General features: G+C 73.7%; 21 protein-coding genes. 19 read left to right on the forward strand and 2 right to left on the reverse strand.

The annotated features are described in order from the left end of the window. Positions 1–269 precede the first annotated feature (269 nt). From AYX06_RS02280 to AYX06_RS02290, 3 genes are read left to right on the forward strand one after another with little or no spacing between them, the layout of a single operon-like run. Complete coding sequence (locus AYX06_RS02280; RefSeq protein WP_062734064.1) at positions 270–704, forward strand: hypothetical protein; 435 nt, start codon at positions 270–272, stop codon at positions 702–704. 52 nt (positions 705–756) lie between these two features. Beyond that, a complete protein-coding gene (locus AYX06_RS02285; RefSeq protein WP_062734066.1) occupies positions 757–2,091 on the forward strand; it encodes a M20/M25/M40 family metallo-hydrolase in 1,335 nt (444 codons plus the stop codon). Positions 2,092–2,143: 52 nt separating this feature from the next. Further along, positions 2,144–3,355, forward strand: coding sequence for an acyl-CoA dehydrogenase family protein (locus AYX06_RS02290; RefSeq protein WP_062734067.1), 1,212 nt, complete (start codon positions 2,144–2,146; stop codon positions 3,353–3,355). A gap of 28 nt (positions 3,356–3,383) precedes the next feature. Here the strand turns inward: AYX06_RS02290 and AYX06_RS02295 are convergent, their stop codons facing one another. Continuing rightward, the gene (locus AYX06_RS02295) at positions 3,384–3,617 is read right to left on the reverse strand and encodes a DUF5703 family protein (protein ID WP_062734070.1); all 234 of its coding nucleotides are present in this window, start codon (positions 3,615–3,617) and stop codon (positions 3,384–3,386) included. A gap of 40 nt (positions 3,618–3,657) precedes the next feature. Here AYX06_RS02295 and AYX06_RS19660 point away from each other — a divergent pair, with 40 nt between their 5' ends. The 4 genes from AYX06_RS19660 (at position 3,658) to mshC (ending at position 7,818) form a co-directional block, all read left to right on the forward strand. Further along, positions 3,658–4,005, forward strand: a complete 348-nt coding sequence (locus tag AYX06_RS19660; protein WP_062734073.1) for a hypothetical protein — start codon at positions 3,658–3,660, stop codon at positions 4,003–4,005. Between the two features lie 252 nt (positions 4,006–4,257). Beyond that, positions 4,258–5,484 carry an IS110 family RNA-guided transposase gene (locus AYX06_RS02305; RefSeq protein WP_062734075.1) on the forward strand — a complete coding sequence of 409 codons (1,227 nt, stop codon included), beginning with the start codon at positions 4,258–4,260 and terminating at the stop codon, positions 5,482–5,484. Between the two features lie 131 nt (positions 5,485–5,615). Further along, positions 5,616–6,446: an undecaprenyl-diphosphate phosphatase gene (locus AYX06_RS02310; protein ID WP_062734078.1), complete on the forward strand. Its 831-nt coding sequence runs from the start codon at positions 5,616–5,618 to the stop codon at positions 6,444–6,446. Positions 6,447–6,543: 97 nt separating this feature from the next. Beyond that, positions 6,544–7,818 (forward strand): cysteine--1-D-myo-inosityl 2-amino-2-deoxy-alpha-D-glucopyranoside ligase, encoded by a 1,275-nt coding sequence (gene mshC, locus AYX06_RS02315; protein ID WP_062734081.1) that lies wholly within the window; start codon positions 6,544–6,546, stop codon positions 7,816–7,818. Positions 7,819–7,982: 164 nt separating this feature from the next. Here the strand turns inward: mshC and AYX06_RS02320 are convergent, their stop codons facing one another. After that, positions 7,983–8,879 (reverse strand): PAC2 family protein, encoded by an 897-nt coding sequence (locus AYX06_RS02320; protein WP_062734083.1) that lies wholly within the window; start codon positions 8,877–8,879, stop codon positions 7,983–7,985. An 83-nt stretch (positions 8,880–8,962) separates the two neighbouring features. On the opposite strand from AYX06_RS02320, the gene AYX06_RS02325 reads away from it, so the two are divergent. From AYX06_RS02325 to tatA, 12 genes are all read left to right on the forward strand, one after another. After that, positions 8,963–9,673, forward strand: coding sequence for an HAD family hydrolase (locus AYX06_RS02325; protein ID WP_062736832.1), 711 nt, complete (start codon positions 8,963–8,965; stop codon positions 9,671–9,673). Next, a complete protein-coding gene (locus AYX06_RS02330; RefSeq protein WP_062734085.1) occupies positions 9,670–10,806 on the forward strand; it encodes a site-2 protease family protein in 1,137 nt (378 codons plus the stop codon). The genes AYX06_RS02325 and AYX06_RS02330 overlap by 4 nt, the downstream gene beginning before the upstream one ends. A gap of 132 nt (positions 10,807–10,938) precedes the next feature. Further along, positions 10,939–12,081, forward strand: coding sequence for a tRNA (adenine-N1)-methyltransferase (locus AYX06_RS02335; RefSeq protein WP_062734088.1), 1,143 nt, complete (start codon positions 10,939–10,941; stop codon positions 12,079–12,081). Then, positions 12,078–13,841: a proteasome ATPase gene (gene arc / locus AYX06_RS02340; RefSeq protein WP_062734098.1), complete on the forward strand. Its 1,764-nt coding sequence runs from the start codon at positions 12,078–12,080 to the stop codon at positions 13,839–13,841. The genes AYX06_RS02335 and arc overlap by 4 nt, the downstream gene beginning before the upstream one ends. Then, positions 13,838–15,475 (forward strand): depupylase/deamidase Dop, encoded by a 1,638-nt coding sequence (gene dop, locus AYX06_RS02345; RefSeq protein ID WP_062734101.1) that lies wholly within the window; start codon positions 13,838–13,840, stop codon positions 15,473–15,475. The genes arc and dop overlap by 4 nt, the downstream gene beginning before the upstream one ends. 32 nt (positions 15,476–15,507) lie before the next feature. Further along, positions 15,508–15,717, forward strand: a complete 210-nt coding sequence (locus tag AYX06_RS02350) for a ubiquitin-like protein Pup (protein WP_062734104.1) — start codon at positions 15,508–15,510, stop codon at positions 15,715–15,717. 5 nt (positions 15,718–15,722) lie between these two features. Continuing rightward, a complete protein-coding gene (pafA, locus tag AYX06_RS02355; protein WP_062734106.1) occupies positions 15,723–17,168 on the forward strand; it encodes a Pup--protein ligase in 1,446 nt (481 codons plus the stop codon). A gap of 157 nt (positions 17,169–17,325) precedes the next feature. Continuing rightward, on the forward strand, positions 17,326–18,291 hold the full coding sequence (locus tag AYX06_RS02360; protein WP_062734110.1) for an FKBP-type peptidyl-prolyl cis-trans isomerase: 966 nt from the start codon (positions 17,326–17,328) through the stop codon (positions 18,289–18,291). A gap of 110 nt (positions 18,292–18,401) precedes the next feature. Beyond that, entirely contained in the window at positions 18,402–18,797 is a 396-nt protein-coding gene (locus AYX06_RS02365; RefSeq protein ID WP_062734113.1) for an FKBP-type peptidyl-prolyl cis-trans isomerase, read from the forward strand. An 11-nt stretch (positions 18,798–18,808) separates the two neighbouring features. Next, positions 18,809–20,872 (forward strand): WYL domain-containing transcriptional regulator, encoded by a 2,064-nt coding sequence (locus tag AYX06_RS02370; RefSeq protein WP_062734115.1) that lies wholly within the window; start codon positions 18,809–18,811, stop codon positions 20,870–20,872. A gap of 23 nt (positions 20,873–20,895) precedes the next feature. Next, positions 20,896–21,264, forward strand: a complete 369-nt coding sequence (locus AYX06_RS02375; protein WP_062734117.1) for a hypothetical protein — start codon at positions 20,896–20,898, stop codon at positions 21,262–21,264. After that, positions 21,257–21,562 carry a Sec-independent protein translocase subunit TatA gene (gene tatA, locus AYX06_RS02380; protein WP_062734119.1) on the forward strand — a complete coding sequence of 102 codons (306 nt, stop codon included), beginning with the start codon at positions 21,257–21,259 and terminating at the stop codon, positions 21,560–21,562. The genes AYX06_RS02375 and tatA overlap by 8 nt, the downstream gene beginning before the upstream one ends. Positions 21,563–21,655 lie beyond the last annotated feature (93 nt).

Here is a 21,655-nt window from a genome sequence, read left to right on the forward strand (position 1 = left end):
GCTATCGCGGTCCGGCCGGACAGCGAGACAGATTGGGCTGGGGAAGGCGCCCAGGGAAATGCTAGGGAATTCCCATGAGAAATGGAAAAGATGCGAAATTGTTGCTTTCCGGGCCGAGGACACGCGCGCCCGACGGCGGATGTGCCGCGGGTCACAGCCCGGCCTGGATATACTGCCCGACTTCACCCCGGCGCTTCCGGCGCCGTGCCCGCCGCCGCCCGCGGGCCGCGGAACGATAGGCTGGCAGGGCACATCCGGGAAGGAGCTCGATGACCGACCACGCCACACGCCCCGCCGGTGCCCGGCGCGCGCTCCGGCTGGCCCCGGTCGTCGCGACCGCCCTGGCCCTCGCCGGGTGCGGCCCCGACCTCGACACGCCCGAGGGCACCACCCGGGCCTTCGTGGACGCCATGGCCGAGCGTGACTGGGCGGGCGCCTGCGAGCTGCTCTCCCACGACCTCGTGCACCGGTCCATGGACGGCAACTCGCAGTACTGCCCCACCTACCTGGAGCGCTGGCACCAGGACACCGGCCTCTACCGCACCCTCGTGGTCCAGGGCGAGGCCTCCGCCACCGAGGAGGGCTACCGGCTCGAGGTCGCCCCCGAGGACGCGCCCGACCGGACCGAGGAGGTCGTCGTGGTCGAGGAGTCGGGGCGTCTCGTGCTGCTGCGCTACCCCGGCCGCGACACGGCCGCCCGCTGACCGCGATCCGCTGACCGCATCCCGCGCGCACGCGCCCACAGGAAGGACCGTCATGACCGATCCGCAGACCGTTCCCGCCGCCCCGGCGGCGTCGTCGCCGGAGGGGGAGACCGTCGAGATCTGCCGCAACCTCATCCGGATCGACACCTCCAACTACGGCAGCGGGGACGCCAAGGGCGAGCGGCGGGCCGCGGAGTACGTCGCGGGCCTGATCGAGGAGGTGGGGCTGACCACGACGCTGCTGGAGTCCGCCCCCGGGCGCGCCAACGTCTTCGCCCGGCTGGAGGGCACCGATCCGTCCGCGGACGCCCTGCTGGTGCACGGGCACCTGGACGTGGTCCCGGCGATCGCCGCCGACTGGTCCGTGGACCCGTTCGCGGGGGAGCTGCGGGACGGGATGATCTGGGGCCGCGGGGCCGTGGACATGAAGGACATGGACGCCATGATGATCTCCGTGCTGCGCCACATGGTGCGCACGGGGACCCGGCCGCGCCGTGACATCGTGTTCGGGTTCTTCGCCGACGAGGAGGCGGGCATGGTCTACGGCTCGCACTGGATCGCCGAGCACCACCGCGGGCTCTTCGACGGGGTCACGGACGCGATCAGCGAGGTCGGCGGCTACTCGGCCACCATCGGCGGCCGGCGCGCCTATCTGCTGCAGACGGCCGAGAAGGGCCTGATGTGGCTGCGGCTCAACGCCCAGGGCACCGCCGGGCACGGGTCCCAGATCAACGACGACAACCCCGTCACCCGCCTCTCCAGCGCCCTGGCCAACATCGGGCAGTACCGGTGGCCGGTGGAGCTGACCAAGACCACCCGGGCGTTCCTGGACTCCGTCACGGAGCTGACGGGGGTGGAGTTCGACCCGCAGAACCCGCAGCGGCTGCTCGCCGAGCTGGGCTCCGTGGCCCGGTTCGTCGGAGCCACCCTGCAGACCACGGCCAATCCGACCATGCTGGAGGCCGGGTACAAGGTCAACGTCGTGCCGGGCTCGGCGCAGGCCGGGCTGGACGTGCGCTACCTGCCGGGCCAGCGCGAGGTGGTGCTGGAGAAGCTCGCGGAGCTGGCCGGGGACGGCGTGGGCTTCGAGTTCGAGTCCGACGACATCGCCCTGGAGGTGCCCTTCTCCGGCAACGTGGTCGACGCCATGGTCTCCGCCCTGCACGTCGAGGACCCGGAGGCGGTGGTCCTGCCGTACATGCTCTCCGGCGGGACGGACAACAAGTCCCTGGACCCGCTGGGGATCACCGGCTACGGGTTCGTGCCGCTGCGGCTGCCGGACGAGCTGGACTTCCCCGCCATGTTCCACGGCGTGGACGAGCGCGTGCCGGTGGACTCCCTGGAGTTCGGCTCCCGCGTCCTGCACCGGCTGCTCAGCAGCTACTGACTACCCCGGCCGCCCGGCACCGCACCGGGGGCCCGACCGACGAAGGAGCGAGATGGACCGCGCGGACACCGCACCGGCCGAGACCCGGGTGCGCGAGAGCCTGACGCCGGAGACCCTGCTGCCCGACGAGCTGCTGGAGACCTTCCGCGCGCGGGCGGGCGGCTACGACCGGGAGAACCGGTTCTTCGACGAGGACTTCGCGGACCTGGTGCGCATCGGCTACCCGCTCATGCTCGTCCCGCGCGAGTTCGGCGGTCTGGGCTTCACGCTGCGCCAGGCCGCCGCGGCGCAGCGCCGGCTGGCGGCGGCGGCACCGGCCACGGCGCTGGGCATCAACATGCACCACGTGCTCGTGGGCGTGGGGCACACGCTGCGGCTGCGCGGGGACGAGCGCGCCCGGGGCATCTTCGAGCAGGCCGCGGCCGGGGAGATCTTCGCCTTCGGCATCTCCGAGGCCGGCAACGACGCCGTGCTCTTCGACGCGGCGACCACCGCGGAGGCCACCGCGGACGGGTACCGGGTCACCGGCACCAAGATCTTCACCTCGCTCTCCCCGGTCTGGACCCGGCTGATCGTCCACGCCCGGGACGACGCGGACCCGCGGGCCCCGCTGGTCTTCGGCTTCGTGGCCCGCGACGACGAGGGCGTCGAGATCCTCGACGACTGGGACACCCTGGGGATGCGCGCCTCGCAGTCGCGCAGCACGATCCTGCACGCGGTGCGGCTGCCGGCCGACCAGGTGCTCACCCGCACCCCGGCGGGCCCCAACCCGGACCCGGTGGTGTGGGGCATCTTCGGCTGCTTCGAGCTGCTGCTGGCGGCGGTCTACACCGGGATCGCCGACCGGGCGGTGCAGCTGGCCGCGGAGCTCGCCGGGGCGCGCCGGTCGCGGGCCAGGGGGACGTCCTACGCGCAGGACCCGGACATCCGGTGGCAGATCGCCGAGGCCGCGCTGCTGCGCGACGGGGTGGAGCTGCAGCTGGACCGGCTGACGGCCGACGTCGACGCCCTGGGTTCGGCCGGGGCCCCGGACCACGGGCCCCGCTGGTTCCTGCTGTTCTCGGGGGTCAAGCACCGGGCCACGGAGACGGCTCGGCAGGTGGTCGACCTCGCGATGCGCACCTCCGGCGGCGCCCAATACTCCCGGGGCGGGGAGCTGGAACGGCTCTACCGCGACGTCCTCGCCGGGATCTACCACCCCTCGGACAGCGAGTCGGTGCACGCGGCCGTGGCCAAGGCCCTGCTGGGCCCGCTGGAGGCCTGAGCCGTCCCGGCGGAGTCCCGGGCGGGGCTCAGATGGTGCGTTCCACGCGCATCACGCGGCGGCGCAGCCAGTACTTGCGGGTGCCGCCGTAGAGGAGCACGGTGCGGGTCAGCTCCCACTTGCCGTACTCGGCGTGCTCGCGCAGCCGGGCCCGCGCCTCGCTGAGCCGTTCGTGCGGTGCGACGGTGAGCAGGAGGTACTCGTAGCGCTGGTCGGCGTCGTGCCGCAGGGTCGCCGAGCTGGTGCGGACTTGTTCTCTCATCGGTCCCCATTCTGCACGGATAAGCGCTAACGTCTACTCCATGAGTCATGATCCTCGTGCCGCGCTGCAGGCCCTCGTGAGTGCCTTCGAAGAACACCTCGCCGCCGCCTCCAACCGCCGCAGCGACGACGACCCCGCGGTCGACGGAGCCTACATCGCGATCGCCGACGCCTTCGACGCCTACGAGGAGGCGCTCTACGACGCCTACGACGAGGTCACCCCGCTGACCGTCTTCGCCGAGGAGGAGGACGACGACTCCGACGAGGACGAGGACGACGACGAGGACGAGGAGCTCCTCGAGGACAACGAGATGCTCGACGAGGACCTCGTCGACGAGGAGGACTACGAGGACCTCGACGACGCGGACGGGGCGCGCTCCTCCCGCTGACCCGTTACCTTCTTCCCAGCTCCTCGGTCCGTGATGATGAGGAGTGTTGGCCGGCCGGTCCTCGGCATGATCGTTTGCCCCCAGTCATCCATGATCCGGGGGGTGTTGTCACCGAGGGCCGGTCCGGTGGTCACGGATCGCTGATAGAGGCGGGATCTCCTGTGGAGGACCTTTGTAACGTGGATGCCGAGCGTGACCACCTCCCGGCCGGCCAGCACGTGCAGATGCCATCGCAGGAGAAGGGACCCGGCCATGTCAGAGCAACCATCCCCGGCGGTGTTCGTCGGCCTCGACGTCGGCAAGTCCGACCATCACGCCGTGGCCGTCACGAGCACGGGGAGGGCGGTCTATGACAAAGCTCTGCCCAACGACGAGGCTCGGCTGCGGGCGATTCTTGAGGCCCTGATCGTCGAGCACGGGCCGGTGCTGATGGTCGTTGATCAGCCGGCCACCATCGGGGCGCTGCCGGTGGCGGTGGCCCAGGCGATGGAGTCTGTCACCGTGGCATACCTGCCGGGACTGGCCATGCGCCGGATCGCGGACCTGCACCCGGGTGCGGCGAAGACGGACGCCCGCGACGCGTTGATCATCGCCGAGGCCGCCCGGACCATGCCGCACACCCTGCGGAACATCCGGGTGGACGAGGCTCAGATCGCCGAGCTGGGTGTGCTGGCCGGCTTCGACGACGACCTCGCCGCCCAGATCACCGCCACCTCGAACCGTCTGCGGGGGATGCTCACCCAGATCCACCCCGCCCTGGAACGGGTCCTCGGGCCGCGGGTGACCCACCCGGCGGTGGCCGACCTGCTCACCCGCTACCCGACCCCGGCGAAGCTGCAGACGGCCGGACGGGGTCATGTGAGGGCGAGGCTGAAGAAGCACGCCCCGCGGCTGGCCGAGCCGTTGACCGAGGAGGTCTTCGACGCCCTGGGCCAGCAGAGCGTGGTCGTGGCCGGTACCGAGGCCGCCGCCACCGTCATCCCGATCCTGGCCGGGCAGCTGGCCGGCCTGATCCATCAGCGCGCCACGGTGGCTACCCAGGTCGAGGCCCTCGTGGAGGCCCACCCTCTTTCCGCGGTCCTGACCTCGATGCCCGGCATCGGCGTCAGGACCGCCGCGAGGATCCTCACCGAAGTCGTCGGCAAGGACTTCCGAGACGCCGGGCACTTGGCCTCCTACGCCGGAATCGCCCCGGTTACCCGAAGGTCGGGAACCTCGATCCGCGGCGAGCACGCCGCCAAGGGCGGGAACAAGAGACTCAAACGGGCGCTGTTCCTCTCCGCCTTCGCCTCACTCAACCACCCGCCCTCCCGGGCGTACTACGACCGCAAGCGCGCCCAGGGCAAACGCCATAACCAGGCGATCATCGCCCTGGCCCGCCGACGGATCGACGTCCTGTACGCGATGCTGCGCGACGGGACCCTCTACCAAGACCCCACCGAGCCTCAGAGCCCGTCACCGGTGGCCCTGGCCGCTTGACGAAAACGATAGAGGCACCCCCCCGCCGCTCCACGCCGCCCAGAGGCACGGCCCCGCCCGAGGGGCCGTGCCTCTGGGCGTCCGGGCCTGTCCCGCCGCCGCCCACGGCACCGGTGCCGTAGGGTGGCCGGGTGAATTGGATCGAAAGCATCATTCTGGGCCTGGTGCAGGGCCTGACGGAGTTCCTGCCGGTCTCCTCCTCGGCGCACCTGCGGATCGTGGGGGAGTTCCTGCCCAACAGCGCGGACCCGGGGGCGGCGTTCACGGCGATCACGCAGCTGGGCACCGAGACCGCCGTGATCATCTACTTCTGGCGCGACATCGCCCGGATCCTCAGGCAGTGGGCCCTGTCCCTGGTGGGCCGGGTGGAGCGCTCCGACCCGGACGCCCGGATGGGCTGGCTGATCATCCTGGGTTCCCTGCCGATCGGCGTGCTCGGGCTGCTGCTGGAGGACTACATCGACACGGAGTTCCGCTCCCTGTGGATCACCGCCACGATGCTGGTGGTCTTCGGCGTGATCCTGGCCGTGGCGGACCGGGTGGGCCGCCAGGCCCGGCACCTCGACGACCTCACCGTCAAGCACGGCGTGCTCTTCGGGTTCGCCCAGGCCCTCGCCCTGATCCCCGGCGTCTCCCGCTCCGGCGGCACGATCACCGCCGGCCTGCTGATGGGCTACACGCGCGAGGCCGCCGCCCGCTACGCCTTCCTGCTGGCCATCCCGGCGGTCTTCGCATCGGGGCTGTACAAGCTGGCGCAGACGCTGGGGGAGCCGCAGTCCGGGCCCTACGGCATGGCCGAGACCCTCCTGGCCACGGGCATCGCGTTCGCCGTCGCCTACGTGATCATCGGCTGGTTCATGCACTACATCTCCAACCGCAGCTACACCGTCTTCGTGTGGTACCGGATCGCGCTGGGCCTGACGATCTTCGTCCTGCTGGGCCTGGGCGTGCTCAGCGCCTGAGCGCGGACGGGACGGCCCCCGCGGGTCCGGTAGGTTGGGAGGGGTCCCGCGCCGCGGCGACCGCCCCCACCCCGACCCCGATCCCTCCGAGGTGAGCATGAAAGCCTGGTCCGCCCGACCCGTCCCCGACCTCCCCGGTGAGGCCCCCCTGCCGGCGGTGCAGGACACCCGGCTGCGGCGACGGGCGGAGCTGCCCCGGCAGGAACGGGCGAGCCTCTACGTCTGCGGGATCACCCCGTACGACGCCACGCACATGGGTCACGCCGCCACCTACGTGGCCTTCGACGTGCTGCACCGGGCGTGGCTGGACGCGGGCACCCCGGTGGACTACGTCCAGAACGTCACGGACGTGGACGACCCCCTGCTCGAGCGGGCCGAGGCCACGGGCGTGGACTGGCGGGAGCTGGCCGCGGAGCAGACCGAGCTGTTCCGCACCGACATGAGCGCCCTGAACGTCCTCCCGCCCCAGCACTACGTGGGCGCCACGGAGGTCGTCGACCGGATCGTGCCCGCCGTCGAGGACCTGATCGCCCGCGGGCTGGCCTACCGGGTGCCCGGCACCGGCGGGGAGCCCGACGGCGACGTCTACTTCGACGTGGAGGCCGCCGGCGCGCCGGCGGCCGAGGACGGGTGGGCCCTGGGCGACGTCTCCCACCTGGCGCCGGAGCGGATGCTGGCGCTGTTCGCCGAGCGCGGCGGGGACCCGGACCGCCCGGGCAAGCGCCACCGGCTGGATCCCATGCTGTGGCGCGTGCACCGTCCGGGCGAGCCCGCCTGGGACGGGGCGTCCCTGGGGGCGGGCCGGCCGGGCTGGCACATCGAGTGCTCCCTCATCGCCCTCCAGCACCTGCCCGCTCCCTTCACCGTCCAGGGCGGCGGCTCCGACCTCGTCTTCCCGCACCACGAGATGGGCGCCGGGCACAGCTGGGCCCTGACCGGCCGGCCGATGGCCGAGCACTTCCTGCACACCGGCATGGTCGGCCTCGACGGGGAGAAGATGTCGAAGTCCCGCGGCAACCTGGTGCTCGTCTCCCGGCTGCGGGCCCAGGGGGTGGACCCGGCGGTGATCCGCACCGCGATCCTCGCCCACCGCTACTCCGAGGACTGGTTCTGGACCGACCTCGTGCTCGCCGGCGCGGTAGCCCGGGTGGACACCTGGCGCCGGGCCCTGGGCGCGGCGCCCGAGGGCAGCGCGGCCCCGCTGCTGGAGGCCGTGCGCACCGCCCTGGCCGACGACCTGGACACGCCCGCGGCCCTGGCGGCCCTGGACGACTGGGCCGCCCGCGCCCTCACCGGCCCCGCGCAGCCCTCCGCCGCGGACGCGGGCCTGGTCCGGGACCTCGTGGAGGCCCGCCTGGGCGTGGTGCTCTGAGCCCTCCCGCGGCCCCGGTCACGGGGCGGGTCGGCCGGCTCCTGATCGCGGGGGCCCGGGGCATCGGCGCCGGGGGGCCGGCACCGGGTGGCCGGCGCCCTGCGGCCGGGACCGGGTGACGGGGGTCCTGCGTCCGGTCGGGGCGGGTTGCGCCCCGACCGGACTCACTTCTCGTCGCGGCGTCGGCGCAGGTAGCGCTCGAACTCCTTGGCGATCGCGTCCCCGGTGGCCTCGGGCAGGTCCGTGGTGTCCTTCGCCTCCTCCAGCTGCTGGACGTAGGCGGCGATCTCGGGGTCGTCCGAGGCCAGCTCGTTCACCCCGCGCTCCCACGCCTCGGCGTCCTCGGCGATGACGTCCAGGGGCAGGGTGATGTTGAGCAGCTCCTCGATCTCCCGCAGCAGCGCCAGCTCCGCCTTCGGGGACGGGGACTGCGCGACGTAGTGCGGCACGGCCGCCCACAGGCTCACCGTGGGGAACCCGCCGAGGGAGGCCATGTGGGACAGGACCCCCACGATCCCGGTGGGGCCCTCGTACTGGGAGGGGTCCACGCCCAGCTCCTCCTGCAGCTCCGCGGTGTCCGAGGTCTTGGTCACCGGGATCGGCCGGGTGTGCGGCACGTCCGCCAGCAGCGCCCCGACCATCACGACGAAGTCGACGTCGAGCAGCGTCGCCTGCTCGAGCAGCTCCGCGGTGAACGAGCGCCACCGGTAGGACGGCTCCCACCCGTGCAGCAGGACGAGGTCCAGGTTCGTGCCGGGCACCGTGGCCGTGGCCAGCTTGGTCGTCGGCCACACGATCTTCACCTCGCCGGTCGCCGCGCGGCGCACGATCGGCCGGGAGAACTGGTAGTCGTAGAAGTCGTCCGAGGTGACCTCGAAGACGTCCTTCGCCCCGTAGTGCTCGGCCAGGAACTGCACGGCGTCCGTGGCCGCGTCCCCGGCGTCGTTCCACCCCTCGAACGCGGCCACCAGCACGGTCACCCGCTCCTGGTCGCCGCTCTCACGGACCACGCCGAACGGACCGGCCTGGGGTCGGGGGAACGTCTCCTCGAAATTGCTCACGCTCCCACCCTACGCGCAGGCGCATCCACGGCAAGAGGACCGCCGGGCCCGGGCCCCGTGTTGCGGGAACTACGATGGAGGCCATGCCGACCCCGCCTCCTCCGCGCCCCGACGCGCCCCTGCCCACCGCGGTGCTCTTCGACATGGACGGCACCCTGGTGGACACCGAGCCGTACTGGATCGAGGCCGAGATCGCGCTGGTCCGCGCCCACGGCGGGACCTGGACCGAGGCGGACGCCCTGGCCATGGTCGGCACCGGCCTGGAGGACGCCGCGGCGGTCTTCCAGCGCGCCGGGGTGGCCCTCACGGTCCGGGAGATCGTCGAGCACCTGCTGGGGCGCGTCGTCGCCCGCACCCGGCAGCGGACCGTCCACCGGGACGGGGCGCCGGAGCTCGTCGCGGCCCTGCGCGAGCGCGGCGTGCCGCTGGCCCTGGTCACCAGCAGCGAGGCGCCCCTCGCCGAGGTCGTCGTCGACGCCTACGGCGGCCCCGGCGTCTTCGACGTCGTCGTCACCGGGGACCAGGGCCACCCCGCCAAACCCGCCCCCGACCCCTACCTGCTCGGCGCCGCCCGCCTGGCCGAGCGCGTCGGGCGGCCCCTGGACCCCCGCGGAATGGTCGCCGTCGAGGACTCCCGCACGGGCGTGCGCTCCGCGACCGCTGCGGGGATCCACACCGTGGGCGTGCCCAACCTGGTCCCCCTCCACGACTCCGGGGCGGACACGGTGCTGCCCACGCTCGCCGGCGTCACGCCCGAGGACCTCGGACGGCTCGTCGCCGGGGTCCGCGCGTGAGCGGCGAACGCGCCGCCGGTGTGCCCCTGGGCCGGATCGGCGGCGTGCCCGTCACCCTGTCCTGGTCCTGGTTCGTGATCGCCGCCGTCACGGTGCTCCTCTACACCCCCGTGCTGCTGCGGGCCTATCCCGAGCTGGGCGCGCTCAACTACGCCGCCTCCCTCGGCTTCGCCCTCACCCTCGCCGTGTCCGTGCTGCTGCACGAACTGGCCCACGCCTGGACGGGCCGGGCCTTCGGCTGGCCCACCGGGCGGATCGTGCTCAGCCTCCTCGGCGGGCACACCCACTTCGGCGACGTGCGCACCACCCCGCTGGCCTCCGCGGTCGTCTCCCTGGCCGGGCCCGCCGTCAACCTCGCCCTCGGCCTGGCCGGCTGGGCGCTGCTGCGCACCGCGGACCCCGCCCCGTCCCTCGGCTGGGTGCTGCTCGACCTCACCACCTGGGCCAACCTCATCGTGGGCCTGTTCAACGTGCTGCCCGGTCTGCCCCTCGACGGCGGCCGCGTGGTCGAGTCCGTGGTCTGGGCGCTCACCGGCCGGGAGCACCGCGGCACCGTGGTGGCCGCCTGGGCCGGCCGCGCCCTCTCCGTCCTCCTGCTGGCCGGCACCGCGGCCACGGGCCTGTGGCGGCAGACCCCCGCCCTCGTGCTCGTGGTCCTGATCGCCGGCTTCATGTGGCAGGGCGCCGGCGCCTCGCTGCGCTCCGCCCGGATCCTCTCCCGCCTGCACGGGGTCAGCGCCACCGCCCTCGCCGAACCCGCCCTCACGGTGCCCCACGACGCGTCCCTGGCCCGCACCGACCAGCTGGTCGTCACCCACCTCGCCGCCCGGCACCCCGCCCCGGACGGCGCCGTGCCGCACGTGGTGGCCGTGGACACGGGCGGGCGGCCCGTGGGCCTGCTCGTGCCCGCCGCCGCCGACGCCGTGCCCGACGACCGACGCGCAGGCACGCCCCTGGCCGCCGTGCTGGAGCGGCTGCCCGAGGGGGCCGTGCTGCCGGGGGAGCTGCAGGGGGAGGCGCTGCTGCGCGCGGTGGCCCGCACCGACCACCCCCGCTACGTGGTCACCGGCCCCGGCGGCACACCCGCGGGGGTGCTGCGCAGCGCGGCGCTCGAGCGCCTGCTGGCCGGCTGAGCCCGCCGGCGCCCGCGGCGGCGGCCCCGCGCCACGGCGGCACGGCACGGTGACACAATGGGGGAGGACCACGGTCCTGCCGCATCCGCCGCAGGACCCCGCACCGCAACGCCATCCCGTGAAAGTGAGCCGATGACCGGAACCGCTGACCAGACCGCCGCCCCCACGCCCGCCACCCCGCGGGGCGCCCTCAACCGGCGCGGTCCCTTCCGGGCCGGGGAGCGCGTGCAGCTCACCGACGAGCGCGGGCGGATGAACACGGTCACCCTCGCGGCCGACGGCGAGTTCCACTCCCACCGCGGCGTGCTCAGCCACGGCGAGCTCATCGGCCGGCCGGAGGGCACCGTGGTGGAGAACTCCGCCGGGTTCCGCTACCAGGCCCTGCGCCCGCTGCTGAAGGACTTCGTGCTGTCCATGCCGCGCGGGGCGGCGGTGGTCTATCCCAAGGACGCCGGGCAGATCGTCACCATGGCCGACATCTTCCCCGGGGCCCGGGTGGTCGAGGCCGGTGTCGGTTCCGGCGCGCTGTCCATCTCGCTGCTGCGCGCGGTGGGCGACCAGGGGCACCTGCACTCCTTCGAGCGCCGCGCGGAGTTCGCCGACATCGCCCGCGGCAACGTCGAGACCATGTTCGGCGGGCCCCACCCCGCCTGGCGGATCACCATCGGCGACCTGGCCCAGGAGCTCGGCCAGTACGAGCAGCCCGGGTCCGTGGACCGCGTGGTCCTGGACATGCTCGCCCCCTGGGAGTGCCTCGACGCCGTGGCCACGGCTCTGGCCCCCGGCGGCGTGGTCATGTGCTACGTCGCCACCGTCACCCAGCTCTCCCGGACCGCCGAGGCGATGCGCGCGGACGGGCGCTTCACCGAGCCGGACGCCTCCGAGACCATGGTGCGCGGCTGGCACGTCGAGGGCCTGGCCGTGCGCCCGGACCACCGGATGGTCGCCCACACCGGGTTCCTGCTCTCCGCCCGCCGCCTCGCGGACGGCTCGGAGCGGCTGGCGCCCAAGCGCCGGGCCTCGAAGTCCGAGTACAGCCAGGAGGACCTCGACGCCTGGACCCCCGTGGCGCTGGGCGAGCGCGACGTCTCCGACAAGAAGCTGCGCCGGGCCGGCCGGGAGGCCCTCGGCCTGGCCGAGCGCGCCGCCCGGGCCACGGGACCCGCGGGTGCCGGCGTCTCGGACCCCGGCGCCCAGGACCCGGCGAGCGCGGGACCCGGCGGCGCGGCTGCGGCCGCCCCCGTCCCCGGGGAGGAGCAGGAGGACCGCCCGTGAACGAGCCCCCTCAGCAGCAGGCCGCCCCGGTCGACGCGGAGCAGACCCGCCGCGCCCTGACCAACGCCGAGCGGCAGGTCAACATCCTCCGGGACCAGAAGCGCGCCCTCGACAAGCAGCTCGCCGCCGCCGGGACGCAGAACCAGAAGCTGGTGCGCCTGCTCGACGCCACCCGCACCGAGATCACCCAGCTCAAGCGCGCCCTGGAGAACGACCTCGTCCCGCCCCTGAGCCAGGGCACCGTGGTGCAGGTCAACCCCGGGCACGCCCCCGTGGGCGAGCAGACCGGCAGCGGGCCCGCGGTCACCGAGCGCACCCTGGACGTCCTCGTCGCCGGCCGGCGGATGCGGGTGGCCCTGAGCCCCCTGGTGAGCTTCGCCGCGTGCGAGCCCGGGCGCCAGGTGCTGCTCGACCAGAACTACACCGTCGGCGCCGTCCTGGACTACGAGCAGACCGGGGAGGTCGCCACGGTCAAGGAGATCGTCGACCACGACCGCGTGCTCACCGTGGGCCGCTCCGACGAGGAGCGGGTCCTGCTGCTCTCCGGGCTGCTGCGCCGCCGGCGCCCGGAGATCGGCGACGCGGTGTCCATCGACCACCGGACCGGCTTCGCCCTCGAGCCCATCGAGCGCACCGACGTCGAGCAGCTCGTCCTCGAGGAGGTCCCCGCCGTCTCCTACGACGACATCGGCGGCCTCGGCCCCCAGATCGAGCAGATCCGCGACGCCGTGGAGCTGCCCTTCGTCCACCCCGAGCTCTACCGCGAGCACGGCCTCACCCCGCCCAAGGGCATCCTGCTCTACGGGCCGCCCGGCAACGGCAAGACCCTCATCGCCAAGGCCGTCGCCCGCTCCCTCGCCGAGCGCGCCGCCGACCGCGCCGGCCGTGAGAAGGCCCTGGGCTACTTCCTGAACATCAAGGGCCCGGAGCTGCTGGACAAGTACGTGGGGGAGACCGAGCGCCAGATCCGCTCCATCTTCCTGCGCGCCCGTGAGCAGGCCGCCCGCGGGGTGCCCGTGGTCGTGTTCTTCGACGAGATGGACTCCCTGTTCCGCACCCGCGGCTCCGGGCTGTCCTCGGACGTGGAGACCACCATCGTCCCGCAGCTGCTGACCGAGATCGACGGCGTGGAGCGGCTCGACAACGTCATCGTCATCGGCGCCACCAACCGCGAGGACATGATCGACCCCGCCGTGCTCCGCCCCGGCCGGCTCGACGTCAAGATCCGCATCGACCGCCCGGACGCCCGGGGCGCCGCCGAGATCCTGCGGCTCTACGTCACCGAGGACCTGCCCCTGCGCCGGGCCGAGGTCGACGCCGCCGGCTCCCGCGCGGGCGCCGTCGAGGCCCTCGTGGACGCCGCTGTGGCCCGGATGTACGAGAAGAGCCCCGGCACGCAGTTCCTGCACCTGAGCTACCGCGACGGCACCGAGGAGACCCTCTACTTCAGCGACTTCACCTCCGGGGCCGTGATCCGCAACGTGGTGGACCGGGCGAAGAAGCAGGCCATCAAGGACCTGCTCACCACCGGGGTGCGGGGCCTGGGCCGCGCACACCTGGTCCGCGCGGTGGACGAGGAGTTCCACGAGCAGCAGGACCTGCCCAACACCTCCAACCCGGAGGACTGGGCCCGGATCTCCGGGCGCCGCGGGGACACCATCACCGACCTGCGCGTGGTCCTGCACCGCGACCCCCACCCCGCCGGCCCGGCCACGCCGCCGGCGCGACCGGGGGAAGCACCGGGGGAGGCCGGCGCATGACCGTCCGCCGCGTCATGGGCGCGGAGACCGAGTACGGCGTGCTCGCCACCGGCAACCCGCACGCCAACGCCACCGTGCTCTCGACCCAGGTGGTCACCACCTACGCCGCCCTGGTGCGCCGTCGCCTCGGCGCGTCCCGCAGCGCCGCCGACTGGGACTACCACGGCGAGACGCCCCTGGAGGACGCCCGCGGCTTCACCGTCCCGCGCGAGCAGGCCGACCCCACCCAGCTCACCGACGTCGCCCCCGTGCTCACCGCGGAGGAGGTCGCCGCCGAGGCCCTGCGCGAGTCCGGGCTGTGGGCGGAGTCCATGGACTGGGCCCAGGTCGTGATGAACACCGTCCTGCCCAACGGCGCCCGCCTCTACGTGGACCACTCCCACCCCGAGTACTCCTCCCCGGAGGTCACCACTCCCCGGGACGCCGTCCTGTGGGACGCGGCCGGGGACCGCGTGGCCCTCGACGCCGTCCGGGCCGTGGCCGCCAGCGCCGCGAGCACCGGCCTCGACGTCGTGAACCTGTACAAGAACAACACCGACAACAAGTCCGTCTCCTACGGCGCCCACGAGAACTACCTGGTGCCCCGCACCGTGCCCTTCGACCGGCTCGCCACGGCCCTGCTGCCCTTCTTCGCCTCCCGCCAGGTGATGTGCGGCGCCGGCCGCGTGGGCCTGGGCCCGCGCGGACAGCGCCCGGGCTTCCAGCTCAGCCAGCGCGCCGACTTCTTCGAGCGCGAGATCGGGCTGGAGACCACCGTCCACCGGCCCATCGTCAACACCCGGGACGAGCCCCACGCCGAGCGCGGCCGGCACCGCCGCCTGCACGTCATCATCGGCGACGCCAACCTGTCCCACACCGCCGGGCTGCTCAAGTTCGGCACCACCTCCCTGGTCCTGGGCCTGGTCGAGGCCGGCGCCGCCCCGGACCTCGGTCTTGCCGACCCCGTGGCCGCCCTGCAGGCGATCAGCCACGACCCGTCGCTGCGCACCACCGTCCCGCTCCGGGACGGCCGGGAGCTCACCGGAATCCAGCTGCAGCGGCTCTACCTCGAGGCCGCCCGCGCCCACGAGGAGGCCGGTGGCGGCCCTGACCCGCAGACCCGGGAGGTCCTCGAGCTGTGGGGGGAGGTCCTCGACGCCCTCGAGACCGACCCGCTGTCCCTGGCCGACCGGCTGGACTGGGTCGCCAAGTACGCGCTGCTGCGGGGCTACCGCGAGCGCGACGGGCTCGCCTGGGACGACCCCCGCCTGACGCTCGTCGACCTGCAGTACGCCGACGTGCGCCCCGAGAAGGGGCTCTACCACCGGCTGGTCGCGGGCGGGCGGATGCGCACGCTCTTCGACGCCGAGGAGATCGAGCGGGCGGCCGGGACGCCGCCCGCCGACACCCGCGCCTGGTTCCGGGGCCACCTGGTCTCCCGGTTCCCCGACGACGTGCTCACCGCCAACTGGGACTCGGTCTCCGTCGCGCTGCCGGGAGTCCGCCGCGGCGCGCGGATCGCGATGCCCGAGCCGCTGGACCTCACCCGCGACGACGTCGGCCCCCTCGTCGGGTCCGCCCCCGACGCCGAACACCTCGTGCGCGCCCTCGCCGGCGCCCGCCCCGCCCTCGTGCACACCGGCTCCCTCGGCTGAGCACACCCACCCACCGCACAGGAGGACCCCTCATGGCCCAGGAACGCATCTTCGGCACCGGCGCCCAGCGCCGCGAGGAGACCGAGCTCCCCGAGCCCGGCGCCCCCGCCCCCTCCGCCGCCCAGGCACAGGCACGGACCAGCACCGGCAGCGCCGACGACCTGCTGGCCGAGATCGACGGCGTGCTCGAGTCCAACGCCGAGGAGTTCGTGAAGGGCTTCGTCCAGAAGGGCGGCCAGTAGCCCCCATGGACCGCAGGATCTACGGCATCGAGACCGAGTTCGGCATCGCCCACAGCGCCCCCGGGGCGCGGCAGCTCAGCCCCGAGGAGGCCGCCCGCACGCTCTTCCGCCCCGTGGTGGCCTGGGGCCGGTCCTCGAACGTGTTCCTGCCCAACGGGGGCCGGCTCTACCTGGACGTCGGCTCCCACCCCGAGTACGCGACCGCCGAGTGCGCGAGCCTGGAGGACCTCGTGGCCCAGGACAAGGCCGGTGAGCTGCTCGTCGACGACCTGCGGCGGCAGGCCCAGGACGCCCTGGCGGCGGACGGGGTGCCCGGGCAGATCTACCTGTTCAAGAACAACGTCGACTCCCGCGGCAACTCCTTCGGCTCCCACGAGAACTACCTCATCGCCCGGCGCACCGAGTTCGCCCGCCTGGTGCAGATCCTCATCCCGTTCCTCGTCACCCGCCAGCTGCTCGTGGGCGCCGGCAAGGTGCACCCCGCCGGCCCGGAGGACTTCGGGGCCGTGCCGGTGGGCTCCGGGACCCCCAGCTACTCCTTCTCCCAGCGCGCGGACCACATCTGGGAGGGCTCCTCCTCGGCCACCACCCGCTCCCGGCCGCTGATCAACACCCGGGACGAGCCGCACGCCGACGCCGAGCACTACCGCCGGCTGCACGTGATCGTGGGGGACTCCACCATGTCCCAGACCACCACGGCCCTGCGGGCGGGGACCACCGACCTGATGCTGCGGATGATCGAGGCCGGGCAGATCCTGCCGGACCGGACCATGGCCGACCCGGTGCGGTCCCTGCGGGAGGTCTCCCACGACCTCACCGGCACCCACCCGGTCCTGCTCGCCGACGGCGCCCGGCGCTCCGCCCTGGACCTGCAGCGGGAGCACCTGGAGGCCGTGCGGGCGTTCGTCGACCGGGAGGGCGCCCACCACGACCGGGTGCCGTGGGTGCTGGAGCTGTGGGAGCGCACCCTGGACGCCGTGGCCCGGCAGGACACCTCGGCCATCGACACCGAGATCGACTGGGCCATCAAGAAGAAGCTGCTCGACGGCTACGCCGCCCGCGACGGCCTCGACCTCTCCGCCCCGCGCCTGGCCCAGCTGGACCTCGCCTACCACGACACCGCCCCGGAGCGCGGGCTGTTCAACCTGCTGCAGCGGCGCGGACAGGCGGCGACCTTCGTCCCCGGCGAACGGGTCGAGGAGGCGGCGCGCACCCCGCCCGCCACCCGGGCCGCCGTCCGCGGCCGGTTCATCGACGCGGTGGTCGCCTCCGGGCACCAGTACACGGTCGACTGGGTGCACCTGAAGGTCAACGACCGCACCCAGCGCACCGTGCTGTGCAAGGACCCCTTCGCCACCGAGCACCCCGAGGCCGACGCCCTGGTGGCCGGCCTGCGCGCGGCGGCCACCGGCGGGGACGGACCCGCCCACGGGGACGCCCCCGTCGTCTGAACGGGCCGCGACCGGCGGCCCGGCACCGGGCCGCGCCCGGCCGCCGGAGCGCGCTGTCCAGTCAACATCCAGCGCCCTGCACTAGGCTGGGCGCGGTCCCGGCCCTGCCGCCCGACTCCGCCGACCCCACCCGGCCCGACCCCCGAGGAAGACACCTGTGCGAAAGACCCTGACCACCTCCGTTGCCGCCCTGTCCCTGATGCTCGCCCTCGCGGGCTGCTCGGGGCCCGGTGTCGACTCCGTCGAGCTCAGCAACGACCCGGCCTCGGGCACCGCCCCTTCGGTGACGTTCGAGACCCCGCTCAACGCCGAGGAGGCCGGGGCGAAGGAGCTGCGCGAGGGGGAGGGCGCGGAGATCGCCGAGGGCGACACCATCCTGCTGCAGGCGGCGCTGTTCAAGGGCTCGGACGGCACCTCGATCGGCGAGACCTACTCCCAGGGCGCCGGCCAGGTGCTCACCCTGGAGCAGGGGCTGCAGGAGTCCATCCCGGAGATGTACGACGCCCTGGTGGGCGCCAAGGAGGGCGCGATCATCGCCTACTCCTCCCCGGAGACCTCCGGCGCCGCCGGCGACGACTCGACCTCCGTGGAGGTCTACGAGGTCGTGCGCAAGATCCCCACCGAGATCGAGGGCGAGCCGCAGGACAGCCCGAAGGGGCTGCCCGAGGTCACCGAGAACGACGAGGGCGTGCCCACCGTGGCCGAGCCGGAGGGCGACGCCCCGGAGAAGCTCGTCTCCGAGTACCTCGTCGAGGGCGACGGCGAGGAGGTCGCCGAGGGCGACACCGTGATCGCGAACTACGTGGGGGTGAAGTGGTCCGACGGCGAGACCTTCGACTCCTCCTACGAGAAGGGCGCCCCCGCCTCCTTCCCCCTGGACAACGTCATCGAGGGCTGGCAGGAGGGCCTGGCGGGCAAGAAGGCCGGCTCCCGCGTGATCCTGTCCGTGCCGGTCGAGCAGGCCTACGGCACGGAGAAGGACCTCGGCGAGGACTCCGAGTACCCCGCCGGGGACCTGCTCTTCGTCGTCGACATCCTGGCGGCCGTCGACACCCCCGAGGCCCCGGCCGAGGCGGAGCCCTCCGCCGCGCCCAGCGCGTCGCCCTCGGCGACCGAGGAGTAGTCCCGGTCGGCTATGGTGGCCCGGTGGGGGCGCGGCCCCCACCGGGGCCCGCGGCCCCACCGTCCCCGGCGGCCACCCCCGCCGACGATCCGACGAACCAGGAGCACCCCATGTCCTTCGGAGAGCGCAAGCTCGACCGCACCAAGCCCGAGATCGACTTCCCCGAGGGGGAGGCCCCGACCGAGCTCGTCGTCACCGACCTCGTCGAGGGCACAGGCGCCGAGGCCACCGCCGGCAAGCAGATCTCCTGCCACTACGTCGGCGTGACGTTCTCCGCCGGCGAGGAGTTCGACGCCTCCTGGAACCGCGGCCAGCCCCTGGACTTCACCGTGGGCATCGGCCAGGTCATCCAGGGCTGGGACCAGGGCCTGCTGGGCATGAAGGTCGGCGGCCGCCGCCGCCTGGAGATCCCCTCCGCCATGGCCTACGGCTCCCGCGGCGCGGGCGGAGTGATCGGCCCCGACGAGGCCCTCATCTTCGTGGTGGACCTCCTGGACGTGCGCTGAGGACCCAGCGGATGGCAGCCCGATCGACGGAGCGGCTTCTCAACCTGCTCATCGCCCTGGTCTCCCGCGAGCGCGGCTACACCCGCGCCGAGCTGCGGGAGGCCGTTCCGTCGTACGCGGAGTCCGCCTCGGACGAGGCCTTCGAGCGGATGTTCGAGCGCGACAAGGCGGAGCTGCGCGATCTCGGCTACCCCATCGAGGAGGTCTCCGAGGACCCCCTCTTCCCGGACGACACGCACGGGCACCGGTACCGGATCCCGCGCGGGTCCTTCACCCTGCCGCCGCTGCAGTTCACCGCGGAGGAGTCGGCGGTGCTCGCCCTGGCGGCGAACGCGTGGACGGACGCCTCCCTCGGCGAGCTGGCCCGCCGGGCCCTGCGCAAGCTCGAGCCGGCCATCGGGGGACTGCCCGACGACGACGCCCCGCCGCTGCTCCAGCCCACCCTCACCGCCCACGAGCCGTCCTTCGAGCCGCTGCTCTCGGCGGTCGTGCGCCACCGCGAGGTCCGCTTCGACTACCTGGCCCGCAGCACCGACCAGCTCACCACCCGCCGGCTGCGGCCGTGGGGGATCGGCTCCCGCTACGGCAACTGGTACGTGGTCGGCTGGGACCTGGACCGCAAGGACTCCCGCACGTTCCGGCTCTCCCGGATCATGTCCGACGTCACGGTGACCCGCAAGGAGTTCGACCCGCCCGAGGGCTTCTCCATGAACGAGGCGCTGTCCCACATGGTCTCCCACGCCCCGGCGCGCACCGTGGCCGTCCTCGCCCGCCCCGGCCACGCCCTGATGCTGCGCCGGATGGCCTCCCGGCAGCAGCCGGCCGCGGCCGCCGGGGAGTGGGACCGGCTACACATTCCCTTCGCGGAGACCGAGATCCTCGCCGAGGAGATCGCCGCGGCCGGGCCCGGCGTCGTGGTGCCGGAGGACGGGGACGGCACGGCGCCCACCATGCAGGCCGAGGTCCGGGCCGCCGTGGTGCGCCGGCTCGGCAGCGCCGCCGCGGCCGTGGCCGCGTTCCGCGGCGTGCCGGTCGACTGGACCGTGAAGTCCCGCAAGGGCACCCGCAACAAGCTCTCCACGGCCGACCACCTCTCCCGGCTGCTGGAGATCGTCCGGTGGGTCTACGCCCACCAGGGCGCCGAGCTCGAGGAGACCGCCCGCCGCTTCGGGATCACCGACCAGGAGCTGATCGCCGACCTGAACACGCTGTTCGTGTGCGGCAAGCCCGGGCACATGCCCGACCAGCTGATCGACGCGTCCTGGGACGACGGGCACGTCTACCTCTCCAACGCGGACGAGCTCTCCGACCCCGTGCGGCTCACCCAGCCGGAGGCCTCTGCGCTGCTGGTGGGCCTGCAGACCCTGCGCACGGTGCCCGGCGGGGACTCCGAGGCCGTGGCCTCGGCGATCGCCAAGGTCGCCGGCGCCGCGGGGGACGCCGGGGTCCTGGCCAACGCGGTGGGCGCCCGCCCCATCACGGACACCCCCGCCCCGGCGCTGGCGGACGTCATGGCCACCGTGCGCCGGGCCGTGGAGGAGCGGCGCCGGATCCGGATCCGCTACGTGGTCCCGTCCCGGGACGAGCTCACCGAGCGGGTGGTCGACCCCGTGCAGGTCTTCTCCTCCAACACGCACTGGTACGTGCGCGCGTGGTGCCTGACCTCCGAGGGGATGCGCAACTTCCGGCTCGACCGGATCTCCTCCGTCGAGGACGCCGGACCGGCCGGGGAGCGCCCGGCCGCCCAGGAGGCCGCCGCGGCGTCCCCGCCGGCCCCCGGCACCCCGGACACCGTGGAGGTCGTGCTCGTCACCGACCGCCGCAGCCGGTGGATCGCGGACCAGTACCACGCGACCCGCACCGCGGTGGTGCGGCTGCCCGGCGGGCCCCGCACCGGTGCCGCCGCCGACCACGAGGCCGCGCTCATCGGCTTCCAGACGGTCGAGGCGGTGTGCGCGCTGGTCACCCGCTACGGCGGGCAGCTGGCCGTGGCCGGCCCCGACGACGTGGCGGCTCAGGTGGAACTCTGGGTGAACTCGGCGCTGAGCGCGTACCGGACGTCGGAACAGCCCTGACCGGCGCGCCTATACTGGAGGACATGCTCTGGTGGTCCTGGGTCCTGCTGTGGACGGTCCTCGTCCTGCTCGGCGCCGCGTTCCTCGGGCTGATGCTGTGGCGGCTGGTGAGGACGTTCCTCGCCCTGCTCCGGGACACCGAGACGGTGGCCGGGGAGTTCGCCCAGCACTGGGACGACGCCGCAGCCGGGGTGCAGCGTCCCGTCCGGGCCACCCCGGACCCGGCCCTGTTCACCCCGGTGGGGCAAGCCGTGGCCGACTACCGGGTCGGCCGTGACCAACGAGAAACCGCCCGTCTGAGACGCCGCATGGAGCGCAAGGACCGCATGGGCCAGCCGCAGCGGATCAGCGACATCCGCCGGGCTGAACGGAAAGGAATGTTCAATGGGTAGGCTCTTCGACAGCCCCTTCATGATCCTGATCATCCTGCTGGTGATCCTGCTGCTCTTCGGCGCGCCCAAGCTCCCGGGCATGGCCCGCAGCCTCGGCCAGTCGCTGCGCATCTTCAAGTCCGAGGTCAAGGAGATGAAGAAGGACGACCAGCCGGACGGCTCGGACGTCGTGATCGACGGCCGGCCCGTGCAGGACGGCCGGGACGCCGCCCCGGAGCCGCGCCCCGGCACGACCGGCGCCTCCGGCACGGAGACCCCGCCGCGCCCGGACCAGCGTCCCGGCAGCCCCACGGCCTGACGGCCCGCACCCCGCGCCCGAGCGGTCCGCCGCCCCGCCCCGAGCGGGAGCGGGGGGCCGCTCGCCCGGTTCCCCGTCCCGTGCCCCTGTCCC

The organism is Kocuria turfanensis (genome assembly GCF_001580365.1).
Taxonomy (GTDB): domain Bacteria; phylum Actinomycetota; class Actinomycetes; order Actinomycetales; family Micrococcaceae; genus Kocuria; species Kocuria turfanensis.

What these genes read in the sequence shown, in the direction of transcription:
- AYX06_RS02280 (WP_062734064.1), top strand. Translation starts at nt 270, where the DNA reads ATGACCGACCACGCCACACGCCCCGCCGGTGCCCGGCGCGCGCTCCGG.
- AYX06_RS02285 (WP_062734066.1), top strand. Translation starts at nt 757, where the DNA reads ATGACCGATCCGCAGACCGTTCCCGCCGCCCCGGCGGCGTCGTCGCCG.
- AYX06_RS02290 (WP_062734067.1), top strand. Translation starts at nt 2,144, where the DNA reads ATGGACCGCGCGGACACCGCACCGGCCGAGACCCGGGTGCGCGAGAGC.
- AYX06_RS02295 (WP_062734070.1), bottom strand. Translation starts at nt 3,617, where the DNA reads ATGAGAGAACAAGTCCGCACCAGCTCGGCGACCCTGCGGCACGACGCC.
- AYX06_RS19660 (WP_062734073.1), top strand. Translation starts at nt 3,658, where the DNA reads ATGAGTCATGATCCTCGTGCCGCGCTGCAGGCCCTCGTGAGTGCCTTC.
- AYX06_RS02305 (WP_062734075.1), top strand. Translation starts at nt 4,258, where the DNA reads ATGTCAGAGCAACCATCCCCGGCGGTGTTCGTCGGCCTCGACGTCGGC.
- mshC (WP_062734081.1), top strand. Translation starts at nt 6,544, where the DNA reads ATGAAAGCCTGGTCCGCCCGACCCGTCCCCGACCTCCCCGGTGAGGCC.
- AYX06_RS02325 (WP_062736832.1), top strand. Translation starts at nt 8,963, where the DNA reads ATGCCGACCCCGCCTCCTCCGCGCCCCGACGCGCCCCTGCCCACCGCG.
- AYX06_RS02335 (WP_062734088.1), top strand. Translation starts at nt 10,939, where the DNA reads ATGACCGGAACCGCTGACCAGACCGCCGCCCCCACGCCCGCCACCCCG.
- dop (WP_062734101.1), top strand. Translation starts at nt 13,838, where the DNA reads ATGACCGTCCGCCGCGTCATGGGCGCGGAGACCGAGTACGGCGTGCTC.
- AYX06_RS02350 (WP_062734104.1), top strand. Translation starts at nt 15,508, where the DNA reads ATGGCCCAGGAACGCATCTTCGGCACCGGCGCCCAGCGCCGCGAGGAG.
- pafA (WP_062734106.1), top strand. Translation starts at nt 15,723, where the DNA reads ATGGACCGCAGGATCTACGGCATCGAGACCGAGTTCGGCATCGCCCAC.
- AYX06_RS02365 (WP_062734113.1), top strand. Translation starts at nt 18,402, where the DNA reads ATGTCCTTCGGAGAGCGCAAGCTCGACCGCACCAAGCCCGAGATCGAC.
- AYX06_RS02370 (WP_062734115.1), top strand. Translation starts at nt 18,809, where the DNA reads ATGGCAGCCCGATCGACGGAGCGGCTTCTCAACCTGCTCATCGCCCTG.
- AYX06_RS02375 (WP_062734117.1), top strand. Translation starts at nt 20,896, where the DNA reads ATGCTCTGGTGGTCCTGGGTCCTGCTGTGGACGGTCCTCGTCCTGCTC.
- tatA (WP_062734119.1), top strand. Translation starts at nt 21,257, where the DNA reads ATGGGTAGGCTCTTCGACAGCCCCTTCATGATCCTGATCATCCTGCTG.